We start from the raw sequence: 14,312 nt of genomic DNA on the forward strand, positions 1-14,312 counted from the left end.
CTAGCTCCTGCGGTTGGCGATGAAACGGGCGGCTTCAACGAGAATGGCGGAGCGCTCGCCATAGGGCGCAAGCAGCGCTTCGGCTTCTGCGACCAGTTGCTCCAGCCGCTCTTCCGCCCAGGCCTGGCCGTGTAGCGCCAGCAGCGTGCCCTTGCCGCGGGCGGCGTCCTTGCCGGTTGCCTTGCCCATGGTCTCCGCATCGGCGGTGAGGTCCAGAAGGTCGTCGGCGAGCTGGAAGGCGAGGCCGATCTTCTCGCCAAAGGCGCGAAGCCGCGCGCGATCGTCCCTGGAGGCGTCGGCGACAATGGCTCCAGCCTCACAGGCAAAACGAATGAGGGCCCCCGTCTTCATCGCCTGCAATGTGACGATCCCGGCCTCGTCCGGCGGCGATTTTTCCGCGGCCAGGTCGAGTGCCTGTCCACCGGCCATGCCGCCGTGGCCGGCGGCGCGACCGAGGGCCAGAACCAGTGCCACCTTCTGCGCATCCGAAAGCGAGGTCTCGGGCGCAGCGATGATATCGAAGGCGAAGGTCAAAAGGCTGTCGCCGGCAAGGATCGCCGTCGCCTCGTCGAAGGCCTTGTGCACGGTCGGCTGGCCGCGGCGCATGTCGTCATCGTCCATCGCCGGCAGGTCGTCATGGACCAGCGAATAGCAGTGCACGCATTCGAGTGCAGCGCCGACGCGCAGCGCCGCATCACGGTTGCCGCCGAGCAGATCGGCGCATTCGATCACCAGGAAGGGGCGCAGGCGCTTGCCGCCGTTCAGCACGCCGTGGCGCATGGCACCCAACAGGTTTGCCGGCCGGGCGATTTCGTCGGCTTCCGTCGTCTGGCCGAGCAGACGTTCCAGCAGCGCCTCGACGGTGCGGGCATTGGCGGCGAGGCGACGGGTAAAAGGCGATGGTTCCTGGCTCATGCGCGCTCTTTGACATGGGCGAAGAGGGCTTTCAACGGGGATTCGTGTCGCAGCCGCGCGCTTTCCCTGGGACAGCCGCCTGCACGCCTTGCCTTTTGCCAGAAAGCCCGTTCAACTCTGCCTGCGCATGCACTAAGAGAAGCGGATGGACAGCGAGGTGAACAGTCAGGCCGCGAACGTCGTTCCGGAAGCGCGCGAGGAGGGCGAAGTGCCTTCCAGTCGCTGGTCTTCGCTTCGCCGGACGTTGCGCACGCGCCGCCGCCAGATCGTGCTCGCCGTGCTTGGCCTGCTCGTCCTTCCTTACGCACTGATCGTTCTCTATCTGGTGGAGTTCATCCATCCCGTCTCGACGCTGATGCTGCGCGATCTCGTGCTGCTGCGCGGCTACGATCGGCAATGGGTCGAGTTCGATGATATCGCCCCGGTTCTGGTGCAGTCGGTGATGATGTCGGAGGACGGGCAGTTTTGCGCGCATGACGGCGTCGACTGGGGCCAGATGCGGGGCGTGGTCGAGGATGCGCTCGAAGGGGAATCCACCCGTGGCGCCAGCACCATTCCGATGCAGACGGTCAAGAACCTCTATCTCTGGAACGGTCGCTCCTTCCTGCGCAAGGGCATGGAACTGCCGCTGGCGGTCGCCGCCGACTTCGTCTGGAGCAAGCGGCGGATGATGGAGATCTATCTCAATATCGCCGAATGGGGCGACGGGATCTATGGTATCGAGGCGGCTGCCCGCCACCATTTCGGGGTTTCGGCGTCGAAGCTTTCGCGACGGCAGGCGGCGCTGCTTGCTGTCTCGCTGCCCAATCCGAAGGAGCGCAACGCCGGCAAGCCGGGCCGCGGGCTGAAGCGCCTGGCGAATCTGATCGAGCGCCGCGCCAGCCGCTCCGGCGGTTACATCACCTGCCTTTATAATTAGGATCAGACCTTTTCATTGGATGGGCTCACTGGGCGATGTCATGCTCGCGTTGTAGAGTTCTGCCATCTCGGCCTCTCTCCCCTTGAAAGGCCCGATCGCTCCATGACCATGATTTCCCCCTCGCTTCTCGCCTTTGGCCGCAACGCCAATCATGCCCCGCCGAGACATCTCGGAACGCGCTACGACACCGAAGGCCGCTTCCTTTCGGAACCGGGCAACACCGTCGTCTCCCACGTCACTGCCGGGTCGCCGTCCGAGGCCGCCGTGCTTGGCGTGCGCGACCGGTTGATGGCGATGCCCGAGGCGCGGCAGTTCGCCTTTACCGCGCCCTCCAGCCTGCACATGACGGTCTTCCAGGGCATCATCGAACACCGCCGGAAGCTTCCTTACTGGCCGGCTGACATGTCGCTCGATACGCCGATCGAGGTGATGACCGCGCATTACCGCGAACAGCTCGCGAATTTTGTGCCGCTGGAGCCGTTCCGCGCCCGCGTGACCGAGATCACCCCGACGGGCCTTGCGCTCGAAGGCGACAGTGCCGCCGATCGCGCCTGTCTCAAGGCCTGGCGCGACGCCTTCGCAGACGCCTTCGGCTACCGCCATCCTGATCATGACGATTACGAATTCCACATCACCTATGCCTACCCCGTCGATTGGCTCGACGATTCTGCGCTACCGCGCTGGCAGATGATGCTGGACGAACAGCTCGCTTTTCTGCGCGAGCAGGTGCCGGTGATCGCGCTCGATCCACCCGCCTTCTGCTCGTTCGAGGACATGAACCATTTCGAGGAACTGATCGTTTTCTCGGAGAGACCAGCAACCAAGGAACGGAAATGACCGGACTTACGCTTTTTGTCGGCAACAAGAACTATTCGTCCTGGTCGATGCGGCCATGGATCGCGATGACGGCGGCAGGCATCGCCTTCGACGAGGTGGTCATCCCCTTCGACTTCGCCGCGGGTAACCCGGACATTCGCGCGGTCTCGCCGACGGGAAAGGTGCCGTTGCTTAGGCATGGCGATTTCCTTGTCTGGGAATCGCTGGCGATCATCGACTACGTCGCCGAGCTTTTTCCCGATGCAGGGCTATGGCCGGCCGACCGTCAGGCGCGCGCCCGGGCGCGCAGCTATTCGATGGAAATGCTCTCCGGTTTCAGGGCGTTGCGCGGCGCCTGCCCGATGAATGTCCGCCGGGCGAAGAAGGCGCTGGACGTTGCCGAGGACGTCCGCGCGGATGTCGCCCGCATCGAGACGATCTGGCGGCAGGCGCTCGCCCAATCCGGCGGTCCGTTCCTCTTTGGCGCCTTCACCGCGGCCGATGCGATGTACGCACCTGTGGTCAACCGCTTCGATGTCTATGATCTCGTTGCGGATCCAGAAACGCTCGGCTACATGAACCGCGTAAAGGCACATCCGGCGTTCCTGAAATGGGAAGAAGCTGCCCGCGCAGAGCCTTGGGTCGTCATCGAAGACGAGGTCTGAAAAGGTCGAGTCGAAAAATTGCCCGTGGGGACTGGTCAAACAGCAGCTGGCCATGTATAAGCGCGCCAAATTTCCGTGATTAACATCTGTTTTACACGGCCATTTCGGCTGCTGAACAGTGTTTGCCCGATAAGTGGAGAATGAAATGGCTGTACCTAAAAGAAAAACGAGCCCGTCCAAGCGTGGCATGCGCCGTTCGGCTGACGCTCTGAAGACCCCGACCTACGTCGAAGACAAGAACTCCGGCGAACTGCGTCGCCCGCACCACATCGACCTGAAGACCGGCATGTACCGTGGCCGTCAGGTTCTGACCCCGAAGGAAAGCGCATAAGCGTTTCCGTTCGCGGATTAGGTTCAAAGGGCTGGCTCTGCCGGCCCTTTTGTTTTGCATCTGACATGATCTTGCTTGGACGCCGTGGTATCGCTGGCGCCTTGCGTGACAACGCCGCACGAACATGGTCCCCCATAAACGCGGTCAAGGAGTTCTGATGCTTGCTGCCATACCGCTGCTGATCCTGCCTTTTGCAATCTACAATCTCGCGATGATCGGTATGTTCGGCGGCCTCGCCGGCCTGAATGCCGACATGGTGTCGCTCTCCATGCTTTCAGGTGCGATCTGGACGATGCGCTTCGGCGACCTCCTGATCGTCGGCGCCCTGCTGCTGCTCTTCGTCGAGCTGCTGAAAGCGACGCGCACGAGCAGCCGCGCACTGATGGATCATCTGCTGTCGATGATCCTGTTCATCGTCTTCTTGATCGAATTTCTGCTGCTCGCACCGGCGGCAACGCAGCTCTTCTTCATCCTGATGACCATCAGCTTCATCGATGTCATCGCCGGCTTTGCCGTTTCGATGCGCTCGGCCGGCCGGGACGTGTCGATCGGCCTCTAGGCCTGACTGTTCGGGGCGACGCCGCCCCGATTTCCGCGATCGCTGTTCCAGGTGAAGGGAAGGCAGGAAGTGTTTTCCCTGCCTGATCGTCCTTCAGCCGAGATTGTCGAGCTTGGTCTGGAGCGCGCGCAGCTGCTCCTTCAGTTCGTCGATATCCTTGGCTTCGGCCTTCTTCGTTTCCTTCACCGGCGGCGCGGTGATGAAGGGCGAAAACATCTGCATGGCCTGATGGAACATCTCGGTGTTGCGACGCACCTGTTCTTCGACAAGTTGCAGCGGAACCTGCAGGTTCTTGCTGAGCGGCGTGTCGCCGAAGGCCTTGTTGATCTGCTCGCGCATCTGCGACTGCTGCTCGGTGAAAGCCTGCATCGAATGTTCGAGATAGCTCGGCACCACCATCTGCATCTGGTCGCCGTAGAACGAGATCAGCTGGCGCAGGAAGGAGATCGGCAGCAGCGTGTTGCCGGTCTTGGACTCCTGCTCGAAGATGATCTGCGTCAGCACGGAATGGGTGATGTCCTCGCCGGATTTTGCATCCTGAACGATGAAGTCCTCACCCTTCTTCACCATCACAGCCAGGTCGTCGAGCGTGACATAGGTGCTGGTCCCGGTGTTGTAGAGCCGCCGGTTCGCATATTTTTTGATAACGATCTGGCCTTCGTGCTTCGCCATCAGGGTCTCCTCTCCCCCATCATCCCGTCTTTATTGCGTTTTTCAGAGTATCCGCAAAAGCGCGCCGCTGACAATGTCTTTGTGCGTTGCGGCGACGCAAGTGCAAAATCTTGCGGTTGCGTTTTAGGTGACGCTTTTATGGCACTGCATCAAGGCGTTTGACTTGCGTCGCGCGCTTTGCCAGTCTGCCCGTATTAGGCCAGAAGATCTGAGGAAACGTCCCATGAGCAATCCCTCCATCGTGATCGCCAGCGCCGGCCGCACCGCGGTCGGATCCTTCAATGGCGCCTTCGGCAACACGCCGGCGCACGAGCTTGGCGCAGCCGTCATCAAGGGCGTGCTCGAGCGCGCAGGCGTCGATGCCGGTGAGGTCGACGAGGTTATCCTCGGCCAGGTGCTGCAGGCCGGCGAAGGCCAGAACCCTGCGCGCCAGGCTGCGATGAAGGCGGGCGTTCCGCAGGAAAAGACCGCCTGGGGCATGAACCAGCTCTGCGGCTCGGGGCTTCGTGCCGTGGCTCTCGGCATGCAGCAGATTGCAACCGGTGATGCTGAGATCATCGTCGCCGGCGGCATGGAATCCATGTCGATGGCGCCGCACTGCTCGCATCTTCGCGGCGGCGTGAAGATGGGCGACTTCAAGATGATCGACACGATGATCAAGGACGGCCTGACCGACGCCTTCTACGGTTATCACATGGGCATTACCGCCGAGAACGTCGCTCGCCAGTGGCAGCTCAGCCGCGAGGAGCAGGATGCGTTCGCGCTCGCCTCGCAGAACAAGGCCGAAGCCGCCCAGAAAGCCGGGCGCTTTGTGGACGAGATCATTCCCTTCATCGTCAAGGGCCGCAAGGGCGACGTGACCGTCGACCAGGACGAATATATCCGCCACGGTGCAACGCTCGACCAGATGACGAAGCTGCGCCCCGCCTTCGACAAGGAAGGCACGGTCACCGCCGGCAACGCCTCGGGCCTCAATGACGGCGCTGCAGCCGCGCTACTGATGACCGAGGCGCAGGCCTCCAAGCGCGGCATCCAGCCGCTTGCCCGCATTGTTTCCTGGGCAACCGCCGGCGTCGATCCGCAGGTCATGGGCACCGGCCCGATCCCGGCCTCGCGCAAGGCGCTGGCCAGGGCCGGCTGGGCGATCGGCGATGTCGAACTGGTGGAGGCCAACGAAGCCTTCGCGGCCCAGGCCTGCGCGGTCAACAAGGATCTCGGTTGGGATCCGTCGATCGTCAACGTCAATGGCGGCGCGATCGCCATCGGTCACCCGATCGGCGCTTCCGGCGCACGCGTGCTCAACACGCTGCTGTTTGAAATGAAGCGCCGAGGCGTTTCCAAGGGGCTTGCAACGCTCTGCATCGGCGGCGGCATGGGCGTCGCCATGTGCGTCGAGCGGCTCTGATCGGTCTGGCGGCATGAACAGCGCCAGGTGGGTTGCATTTTCCCTGCTTCTGGCCGGTTCGCCGATCGTTTCTGCACATGCCAATCCCGCGCCTCTCGACGAGGCGCGGCTGGTACAGTGCATGCTGCAACACACGACTTCCGACGAGGAGAGCGTTTTCAAGGACGTGATGGTCGCGGCCTTGAACGATGACAGCGGTGCGCTGAAGGTGTCGCTGGGGCAGCTCTCCGAGTTGATGATGGGTCTCGCGCTGGAAAAGTGCGAGGTGGCTCTGTCCGCGCTGGCTACGCCGCAGTTTCAAGCGGCTGCCGGGCTCTACGGGCAACAGGTCGGCGAAAAGCTGATGAAGAAGGCATTCGAAAAACTGAACTGATCAAGTGGGAGGCACATATGAGCAGGGTAGCATTGGTCACGGGTGGGTCGCGCGGCATTGGTGCGGCAATTTCCATCGCACTCAAGAATGCCGGCTACAGGGTGGCTGCCAACTATGCCGGCAATGACGAGAAGGCCCAGGCCTTCAAGCAGGAAACCGGCATCCCGGTCTACAAGTGGGACGTCTCCAACTATCAGGCCTGCGCCGAAGGCATCGCCAAGGTCGAGGCCGACCTCGGTCCGGTGGACGTGCTGGTCAACAATGCGGGCATCACCCGCGACGCCATGTTCCACAAGATGACGCCGGAACAGTGGGGCGAGGTGATCGGCACCAACCTCACCGGTCTCTTCAACATGACGCATCCGCTCTGGTCGGCCATGCGCGACCGCGGCTTCGGTCGCGTCATCAACATTTCGTCGATCAACGGCCAGAAGGGCCAGATGGGCCAAGCCAACTATTCGGCGGCCAAGGCCGGCGATCTCGGCTTCACCAAGGCGCTCGCCCAGGAAGGGGCGGCCAAGGGCATTACCGTGAACGCGATCTGCCCCGGCTATATCGGTACGGAGATGGTGCTGGCGGTGCCGGAGAAGGTGCTCAACGAGCGCATCATCCCGCAGATCCCGGTCGGCCGCCTCGGCGAACCGGAAGAAATCGCCCGCTGCGTGGTGTTCCTCGCCTCCGACGATGCCGGCTTCATCACCGGCTCGACGATTTCGGCGAACGGCGGACAGTTTTTCGTCTGAGCATCAGGCAAGCTGAACACCGGCGAACGGCGCCTTTCGAGGCGCCGTTTCCATGTGGTGGCGGCGCATGAGAATCCTGCTCGAAATCCTGAAGTTGCGCCGGCAGTTCCGTTGCCGGGGCGGGGCGTAGACACTATATCTTGTGGAGAACAAAGGTGGAATGACGCGCGGTCTGCGAGTCGCTGCCGAATGTTCCCGCACTGATCGCGACTCCGAACTGCGATTCTCATTCTCTCGCTTGGGTGAATCCCTGACGAATTTCGTGAAAAATTTTCTAGGCTTTCCAGAGTCTTGGATTCGGAATCCTTGGACCTGTCAGGCAATGGCAGAGCCGGGTTTGTTGTACGCCAAAGCGCCTGATGGGCGGAATCATTGCCAGATTCAGCATGTGGTGCAACGTTCGGTGTTGAAATCTATATGTAGTCGTGAACATACAGTGAATCACAATGAGTCGTCGATTCGTCGCCGATTCGTTCCACGGCTGTTCCAATTGTCGATTGTGCCGACCACAACAGGTGGTGCAATGGGCTGAGAGATGCCAAGCGATGGTTTTAGTTGTCTGCGCCCCTTGCGTTTGGCTCGGTGCGTGGGCATGTGTTTGCCGCCAGCGTGAAAAGACGCTGCCGTAATTTCTGAATGCCCGGGATCGATGACGTGTCCGTTCACCCCATGATCCTGAGCGGCCGCGGCGTCACCGCGGTGCTCGGGCCCACCAATACCGGCAAGACGCATTACGCGATCGAGCGCATGATTGCGCACGACAGCGGCGTCATCGGTCTGCCGCTGCGCCTCTTGGCGCGCGAGGTCTATACGCGCCTGGTCGAAAGGGTCGGCCATCACAACGTCGCGCTGATCACCGGCGAGGAAAAGATCACGCCGCACCGGGCGCGCTATTCGGTCTGCACCGTCGAAGCGATGCCGCGCGAGACGACGGCCTCCTTCGTGGCGATCGATGAAGTGCAGCTTGCCGGAGATCTCGAGCGCGGCCACATCTTCACCGACCGGATCCTGCACCTGCGCGGCCGCGGCGAGACGCTGCTGCTCGGTGCCGGAACGATGCGGCCGATCCTCGAGCATTTGCTGCCCGGCATCACCGTGGTCGAGCGGCCGCGCATGTCGCAGCTGCTCTATGCCGGTTCGAAGAAGATCACCCGCCTGCCGCACCGCACCGCAATCGTCGCCTTCTCGGCCGACGAAGTCTATGCGATCGCCGAGCTGATCCGCCGCCAGCGCGGCGGTGCCGCCGTCGTTCTCGGCGCACTGTCGCCGCGCACGCGCAATGCCCAGGTGGCGCTTTACCAGGAAGGCGACGTCGAATACCTGGTCGCGACCGACGCGATCGGCATGGGGCTCAATCTCGACGTCGACCATGTCGCCTTTGCGCAGGACCGGAAGTTCGACGGCTATCAGTTCCGCAATCTCAATCCGGCGGAGCTTGCGCAGATCGCCGGCCGCGCCGGCCGGCATTTGCGCGACGGTACGTTCGGTGTGACCGGCCGTGTCGATCCCTTCGACAACGAACTCGTCCATCGCATCGAAGCGCATGAGTTCGATCCGGTGAAGGTGCTGCAGTGGCGCTCGAAGGCTTTCGACTACGCTTCGATCGCCGCTCTGAAGAAGAGTCTTGAGGCCGCGCCGACGGTTCCCGGCCTTGCCCGGGCGCTACCTGCGGTAGACCAGCAGGCGTTCGAGCATTTGGCCCGCTATCCCGAGGTCGTCGACATCACGACCAATGCCGAGCGGGTGGAAAAACTGTGGGAAGCCTGCGCGCTGCCGGACTATCGGCGCATTACACCGGCTCAACATGCCGACTTGATCTCGACGATCTACGCGGATCTTGTCCGCCGCGGTACCGTAAACGAAGATTTCATGGCCGAGCAGGTCAGGCGTGCCGATCATACGGACGGTGAGATCGACACACTTTCGGCGCGAATCGCGCAGATCAGGACATGGACTTATGTGTCGAACCGGCCCGGATGGCTGGCCGATCCGACACACTGGCAAGAAAAGACGCGGGAAATTGAAGATCGATTATCCGACGCACTACATGAACGGTTGACGAAACGCTTTGTTGATCGCAGGACATCTGTGCTCATGAAGCGCCTGAGAGAGAATGCTATGCTGGAAGCTGAAATCAGTGTGAATGGTGATGTCTTCGTCGAAGGACACCACGTAGGACAACTAACCGGTTTCCGGTTTACGCTGGCGACCGGCGGCGATGGCCCGGATGCCAAGGCTGTGCAGGGTGCTGCCCAGAAGGCGCTGGCGCTCGAGTTCGAAGCACGCGCCGCGCGGCTGCATGCTTCCGGCAACAACGACCTGGCGCTTTCGTCGGATGGTCTGGTGCGCTGGCTCGGCGATCCCGTCGCCCGTCTGACGGCAAGCGACCACGTCATGCGCCCGCGCGTCATCCTTCTGGCTGACGATCAGCTGCAGGCGAACGCCCGCGAGCATGTTCTGGCGCGCATCGAGCGTTTCGTGAACCATCACATCGGCACGGTCTTGAAGCCGCTCGACGATATCTCGCGCGCCGAGGATCTCGAAGGTCTCGCCAAGGGCCTCGCTTTCCAGCTCGTCGAGAACCTCGGCGTGCTCTTCCGCCGCGATGTCGCCGACGACGTCAAGTCGCTCGACCAGGACGGCCGCGCTTCGATCCGCAAATACGGCGTTCGCTTCGGCGCCTACCACATCTTCCTGCCGGCGCTGCTGAAGCCGGCTCCGGCCGAACTCATCACGCTCCTCTGGGCGCTGAAGAACGACGGCCTCGACAAGCCGGGCTATGGCGACCTCATCCCGATGCTCGCAGCCGGTCGTACGTCTGTTGTTACCGATCCGTCCTTCGAGCGGACCTTCTACAAGCTGGCCGGTTTCCGCTTCCTCGGAAAGCGCGCGGTGCGCATCGATATCCTCGAGCGCCTCGCCGATCTCATCCGGCCGCTCCTGCAGTGGAAGCCGGGCACGCAGCCGCGTCCGGAAGGCGCCTATGACGGCCGTCGCTTTACCGCGACCACCTCGATGCTCTCGATCCTCGGCGCGACGCCCGACGACATGGAAGAGATCCTGAAGGGCCTCGGCTACCGCGCAGACAGCGTCAAGGCCGAGGAGGCTCAGGCCTTCCTCGCTGGCCAGGATGGTGGTGCTGCCGTTGCTGCCGCCGCTTCCGAGCCGGCTTCCGCCGTCGATGATGCCGATGCCGGCGACAGTGCGGCTGAAGCCGAGACTGCAGTCGTCGAGGCGCCTGCCGCGGAAGGCGAGAAGCCCGAAGCGGACGTGGCCGTCGAAGCTCAGCCTGCTGAGGCGCAGGCGACGGAGACCCAAGTTACGGACACCGGTGAGCCGGTAGAAGCCAAGCCCGTTCTGCTCTGGCGTCCCGGCACCCGCCAGGACAACCAGCGCCAGGGCGGTGGCCGCCACGAGGGTGAACAGCGTCGCGGCGGTCAGCGCCACGGGCGTGGTCAAGGCCAGGGCCAGGGCGAAGGACGTGAAGGCGGCCGCAAGGGTGGTCAGCAGGCGCGTGGTAAGCGTCATGACGGTGGCAAGCCGGAAGGCGGGCCGCGTCAGGAACGCGGCGATCGTCATGATCGTCACGACCGCGGCGGCAAGCCGGGCCAGGGCAAGTTCGAGTCGCGTCCGCCGCGTCGCGAAAAGCCGGTGGATCCGGATTCGCCCTTCGCCAAGCTTGCTGCTCTCAAGGAGCAGATGAAGAAGTAAGGTAGACCATGGAAAAACAGCCTGCGTCCAACCCGGCCTCGCGCCAGCGTCTCGACAAGTGGCTGTTTTTCACGCGGCTGATCAAATCCCGATCGCTTGCGCAAAAGGCGATCGAGGATGGCCGCGTCGCCGTCAACGACGAGCGCGTGACGCAGTCTTCGTTTCAATTGAAGACGGGCGATATGCTCGAACTCGCGCTCGACCGGCGCAGCCTGATCGTCCGGGTCCTTGGCCCGGGCGAGCGGCGCGGTCCCTATGAGGAAGCGCGCCTGCTTTACGACGATCTGACGCCGGAGCAGCCGAAGGAGAAATTGTCGGCCTACGAGCTTGCCACGCGTGAACGTGGCGCAGGCCGGCCGACGAAGAAGGAGCGGCGGGAAACCGACCGGCTGAAGCCCGATTTCGATCGCCGCGACGACTGAAGGGCGTCTCATTCCCTACCGGCCCCTGGCTGCAAAACACTAAGCGCTTTTGCGCGACAGCCTTTAGAAAACTCTGCCTTTGCCGTGGCGTTTCGCGCATTGAATATTCTTGCAAAGGGTCCATAAAGCCTTTACCTGACAGACCCACGTTGGGTGCATCGGGTTTGCTTCGGCAGCTATGCGCGCCGGACATTCCTAGCATGCGCGGACGACGAGCATCACCATTGATTGCCGTCTGCCATCAAACGTGAGCATCGGCTGGAGTACCTCATGACGTATGTCGTGACCGACAATTGCATTCGCTGCAAGTATACCGACTGTGTCGAAGTCTGCCCCGTGGATTGCTTCTACGAGGGTGAGAATTTCCTCGTCATTCATCCTGACGAGTGCATCGACTGTGGCGTTTGCGAACCGGAATGTCCTGCCGAGGCGATCAAGCCGGATACCGAGCCGGGCCTTGATATGTGGCTGAAACTGAACGCGGATTTCGCTTCGAAGTGGCCGAACATCACCGTCAAGCGCGATCCGATGCCGGAAGCGAAGGAAATGGACGGCGTCGAAGGCAAGTACGAGAAGTTCTTCTCGACCGAGCCGGGCCAGGGCGACTGAGACGAAACGGTCGCCACCGTTCGCCGAGCCTGACGAAGCAGAACTGCTCCCGGGCGCAAAGCTGGGGAAAACACGAGCCGCGCTCGCAGTTGCGAGAATGGTGGCTTGATGGCTGCCATGCAGCAAATTATTGATTTCGGCACTTTTTTGTGATAGGTTCCTTCTACTGATCCACAGAGGGTGTTTTTGCGCGCCCGAAAACCATCACGAAAGCAAACGATCTCCAAAACGCGGTTTCTCCCTAGTACGCAACATGGCGTTGCTCTGTTGTGACCGCATTTTATGAGGCTGTTTGCATTCCTTGGACGGACCAGGATGTACCCACCCGGCGGTATCCCCGTCTATCCCGGGCCTCACTGACCCGGCCCCGGCCAGAATGGCCGGCGCGAAACAGGGAGTTTTTGAAACGAATGACGACCCAGCAGAAAAAATCTTCGACACGCCAGGGCTTCAAGACCGGTGAATCGATCGTCTATCCGGCCCACGGTGTTGGCCAGATCGTGGCGATCGAAGAGCAGGAAGTCGCCGGCATGAAGCTTGAGCTTTTTGTCATCGATTTCGAGAAGGACAAGATGCGCCTGAAAGTGCCGGTGGCCAAGGCCGTCAGCATCGGTATGCGCAAGCTCTCCGAAACCGATTTCGTCGACCGCGCGTTGAAGGTTGTGCAGGGCAAGGCTCGCGTGAAGCGCACCATGTGGTCGCGCCGCGCCCAGGAATACGATGCCAAGATCAATTCCGGCGACCTGATTTCCATCGCGGAAGTCGTGCGCGACCTCTACCGCGCCGAAAACCAGCCGGAACAGTCCTATTCCGAACGCCAGCTCTATGAAGCTGCCCTCGACCGCATGGCGCGCGAAATCGCTGCCGTCAACAAGATGTCGGAAACCGAAGCTGTTCGCCTCGTCGAGGCCAATCTCAGCAAGGGTCCGAAGCGCGGCAAGGCTATCGACGAAGACGACGCTCAGGACGAAGCTGCATAAGCCGTCCGACTGCACCGAGACTACCAAAAAGCCCGGCCATCGCGCCGGGCTTTTTCTTTGATCGCGTGGAACTTTTGCCGCCTGCGCGCATTTATAAAAGCCGGCAGAAACGCGCCGCTTGCGCGCCGGGCGATCTTGGTTCTGTGCTTCGTCACCGTTCAGGTTCGTGACTTGGAAGTTAGGGCGCCGCGTCGTTTCTTCAAGTTTCGACATCGCGGCGCGAGACGCCCCTGCTGCCGGACATCTTCTCCGTCCGGCCTTTTGGACTTCACACGCAATGGCGCCCGGCGCCAGTCACGGAGTGATCGATGAAGACTCTCACTGCAGACCGGCGGATGATCAAGATCGCAATGGAGGCGCCCTATCTCGAGCGCGACGAGGAGCATAAGCTGGCGCAAGCCTGGCGAAACGACAACGATCAGGAAGCCCGCAACAAGATCGCCATGTCGCATATGCGCCTGGTGATCTCGATGGCCGCGAAGTTTCGCAATTTCGGCCTGCCGATGGGTGACCTCGTCCAGGAGGGCCATATCGGTCTCCTGGAGGCGGCAGCCCGTTTCGAGCCGAGCCGCGAGGTCCGCTTCTCGACCTATGCCACCTGGTGGATCCGGGCGTCGATGCAGGACTACGTCCTGCGCAACTGGTCTATCGTCCGCGGTGGCACCAGCTCTGCGCAGAAGGCCCTGTTCTTCAACCTTCGGCGCCTTCGTGCCCGGCTTGCCCAGGGTGACAGGCAGCTTACATCGCAGGCTATGCATGAGGAGATCGCCGTCGCCCTCGGTGTCAGCATCGCTGACGTGCAGACGATGGATGCGCGGCTTTCCGGCAGCGACACCTCGCTGCAGGCGCCGGTCGGCGGCAGCGATTCCGATGGCGGTGAACGGCTCGATTTCCTCGCCAGCGACGCGCCGTTGCCGGACGAGCAGGTGAGCGAGATGATCGATGGCGAACGGGCCCGCGTCTGGTTGCGCGATGCGCTGGGAGCGCTGACGGAGCGCGAGATGCGCATCATCCGCGCCCGGCGGCTGACGGAAGAAGGGGCGACGCTCGAAGAGCTCGGCATCGATCTCGGCATTTCCAAGGAACGCGTGCGGCAGATCGAAACCCGGGCTCTGGAAAAGCTGCGGGCGGCGCTCGCGACGAGAGCGCCGGCGTTGACCGCGGGTATTCATTGACCGCCTGATGCCGCCAC

15 protein-coding genes are annotated in these 14,312 nt (G+C 62.2%); 13 read left to right on the forward strand and 2 right to left on the reverse strand.

Annotated elements, in window-relative coordinates; all coding sequences use genetic code 11:
- Positions 1 to 915, reverse strand: a complete 915-nt coding sequence (locus OKW20_RS23905) for a polyprenyl synthetase family protein (RefSeq protein WP_429176185.1) — start codon at positions 913 to 915, stop codon at positions 1 to 3.
- A gap of 145 nt (positions 916 to 1,060) precedes the next feature.
- Between OKW20_RS23905 and mtgA the strand changes: the two genes are divergently transcribed.
- The 5 genes from mtgA (at position 1,061) to OKW20_RS23930 (ending at position 4,205) form a co-directional block, all read left to right on the forward strand.
- Positions 1,061 to 1,834, forward strand: a complete 774-nt coding sequence (gene mtgA, locus OKW20_RS23910) for a monofunctional biosynthetic peptidoglycan transglycosylase (protein WP_192451069.1) — start codon at positions 1,061 to 1,063, stop codon at positions 1,832 to 1,834.
- A 102-nt stretch (positions 1,835 to 1,936) separates the two neighbouring features.
- On the forward strand, positions 1,937 to 2,671 hold the full coding sequence (locus tag OKW20_RS23915) for a DUF1868 domain-containing protein (protein WP_429176188.1): 735 nt from the start codon (positions 1,937 to 1,939) through the stop codon (positions 2,669 to 2,671).
- On the forward strand, positions 2,668 to 3,315 hold the full coding sequence (locus OKW20_RS23920; RefSeq protein WP_429176191.1) for a glutathione S-transferase family protein: 648 nt from the start codon (positions 2,668 to 2,670) through the stop codon (positions 3,313 to 3,315). Before OKW20_RS23915 ends, OKW20_RS23920 begins: the two co-directional genes overlap by 4 nt.
- Positions 3,316 to 3,460: 145 nt before the next feature.
- Positions 3,461 to 3,646: a 50S ribosomal protein L32 gene (gene rpmF / locus OKW20_RS23925; protein WP_034802928.1), complete on the forward strand. Its 186-nt coding sequence runs from the start codon at positions 3,461 to 3,463 to the stop codon at positions 3,644 to 3,646.
- 157 nt (positions 3,647 to 3,803) lie between these two features.
- Complete coding sequence (locus OKW20_RS23930) at positions 3,804 to 4,205, forward strand: hypothetical protein (protein ID WP_429176193.1); 402 nt, start codon at positions 3,804 to 3,806, stop codon at positions 4,203 to 4,205.
- 93 nt (positions 4,206 to 4,298) lie between these two features.
- Here the strand turns inward: OKW20_RS23930 and phaR are convergent, their stop codons facing one another.
- Positions 4,299 to 4,877, reverse strand: coding sequence for a polyhydroxyalkanoate synthesis repressor PhaR (gene phaR, locus OKW20_RS23935; RefSeq protein WP_043622245.1), 579 nt, complete (start codon positions 4,875 to 4,877; stop codon positions 4,299 to 4,301).
- A 223-nt stretch (positions 4,878 to 5,100) separates the two neighbouring features.
- On the opposite strand from phaR, the gene OKW20_RS23940 reads away from it, so the two are divergent.
- From OKW20_RS23940 to OKW20_RS23975, 8 genes are all read left to right on the forward strand, one after another.
- The gene (locus OKW20_RS23940; protein ID WP_429176196.1) at positions 5,101 to 6,282 is read left to right on the forward strand and encodes an acetyl-CoA C-acetyltransferase; all 1,182 of its coding nucleotides are present in this window, start codon (positions 5,101 to 5,103) and stop codon (positions 6,280 to 6,282) included.
- Between the two features lie 13 nt (positions 6,283 to 6,295).
- Positions 6,296 to 6,655 (forward strand): hypothetical protein, encoded by a 360-nt coding sequence (locus OKW20_RS23945; RefSeq protein WP_429176199.1) that lies wholly within the window; start codon positions 6,296 to 6,298, stop codon positions 6,653 to 6,655.
- Between the two features lie 17 nt (positions 6,656 to 6,672).
- Positions 6,673 to 7,398 (forward strand): beta-ketoacyl-ACP reductase, encoded by a 726-nt coding sequence (locus OKW20_RS23950; RefSeq protein WP_192451064.1) that lies wholly within the window; start codon positions 6,673 to 6,675, stop codon positions 7,396 to 7,398.
- Between the two features lie 654 nt (positions 7,399 to 8,052).
- Entirely contained in the window at positions 8,053 to 11,109 is a 3,057-nt protein-coding gene (locus OKW20_RS23955; protein ID WP_429176202.1) for a helicase-related protein, read from the forward strand.
- Between the two features lie 8 nt (positions 11,110 to 11,117).
- Positions 11,118 to 11,531, forward strand: coding sequence for an RNA-binding S4 domain-containing protein (locus OKW20_RS23960; RefSeq protein WP_429176204.1), 414 nt, complete (start codon positions 11,118 to 11,120; stop codon positions 11,529 to 11,531).
- A 270-nt stretch (positions 11,532 to 11,801) separates the two neighbouring features.
- A complete protein-coding gene (gene fdxA, locus OKW20_RS23965) occupies positions 11,802 to 12,140 on the forward strand; it encodes a ferredoxin FdxA (RefSeq protein WP_034802896.1) in 339 nt (112 codons plus the stop codon).
- Between the two features lie 410 nt (positions 12,141 to 12,550).
- On the forward strand, positions 12,551 to 13,120 hold the full coding sequence (locus OKW20_RS23970) for a CarD family transcriptional regulator (protein ID WP_034802893.1): 570 nt from the start codon (positions 12,551 to 12,553) through the stop codon (positions 13,118 to 13,120).
- 308 nt (positions 13,121 to 13,428) lie between these two features.
- Positions 13,429 to 14,295 carry an RNA polymerase factor sigma-32 gene (locus OKW20_RS23975; RefSeq protein ID WP_429176220.1) on the forward strand — a complete coding sequence of 289 codons (867 nt, stop codon included), beginning with the start codon at positions 13,429 to 13,431 and terminating at the stop codon, positions 14,293 to 14,295.
- The last annotated feature ends 17 nt before the right edge of the window (positions 14,296 to 14,312 follow it).

It is taken from the genome of Ensifer sp. LBL (assembly GCF_050435225.1).
Lineage (GTDB): Bacteria > Pseudomonadota > Alphaproteobacteria > Rhizobiales > Rhizobiaceae > Ensifer.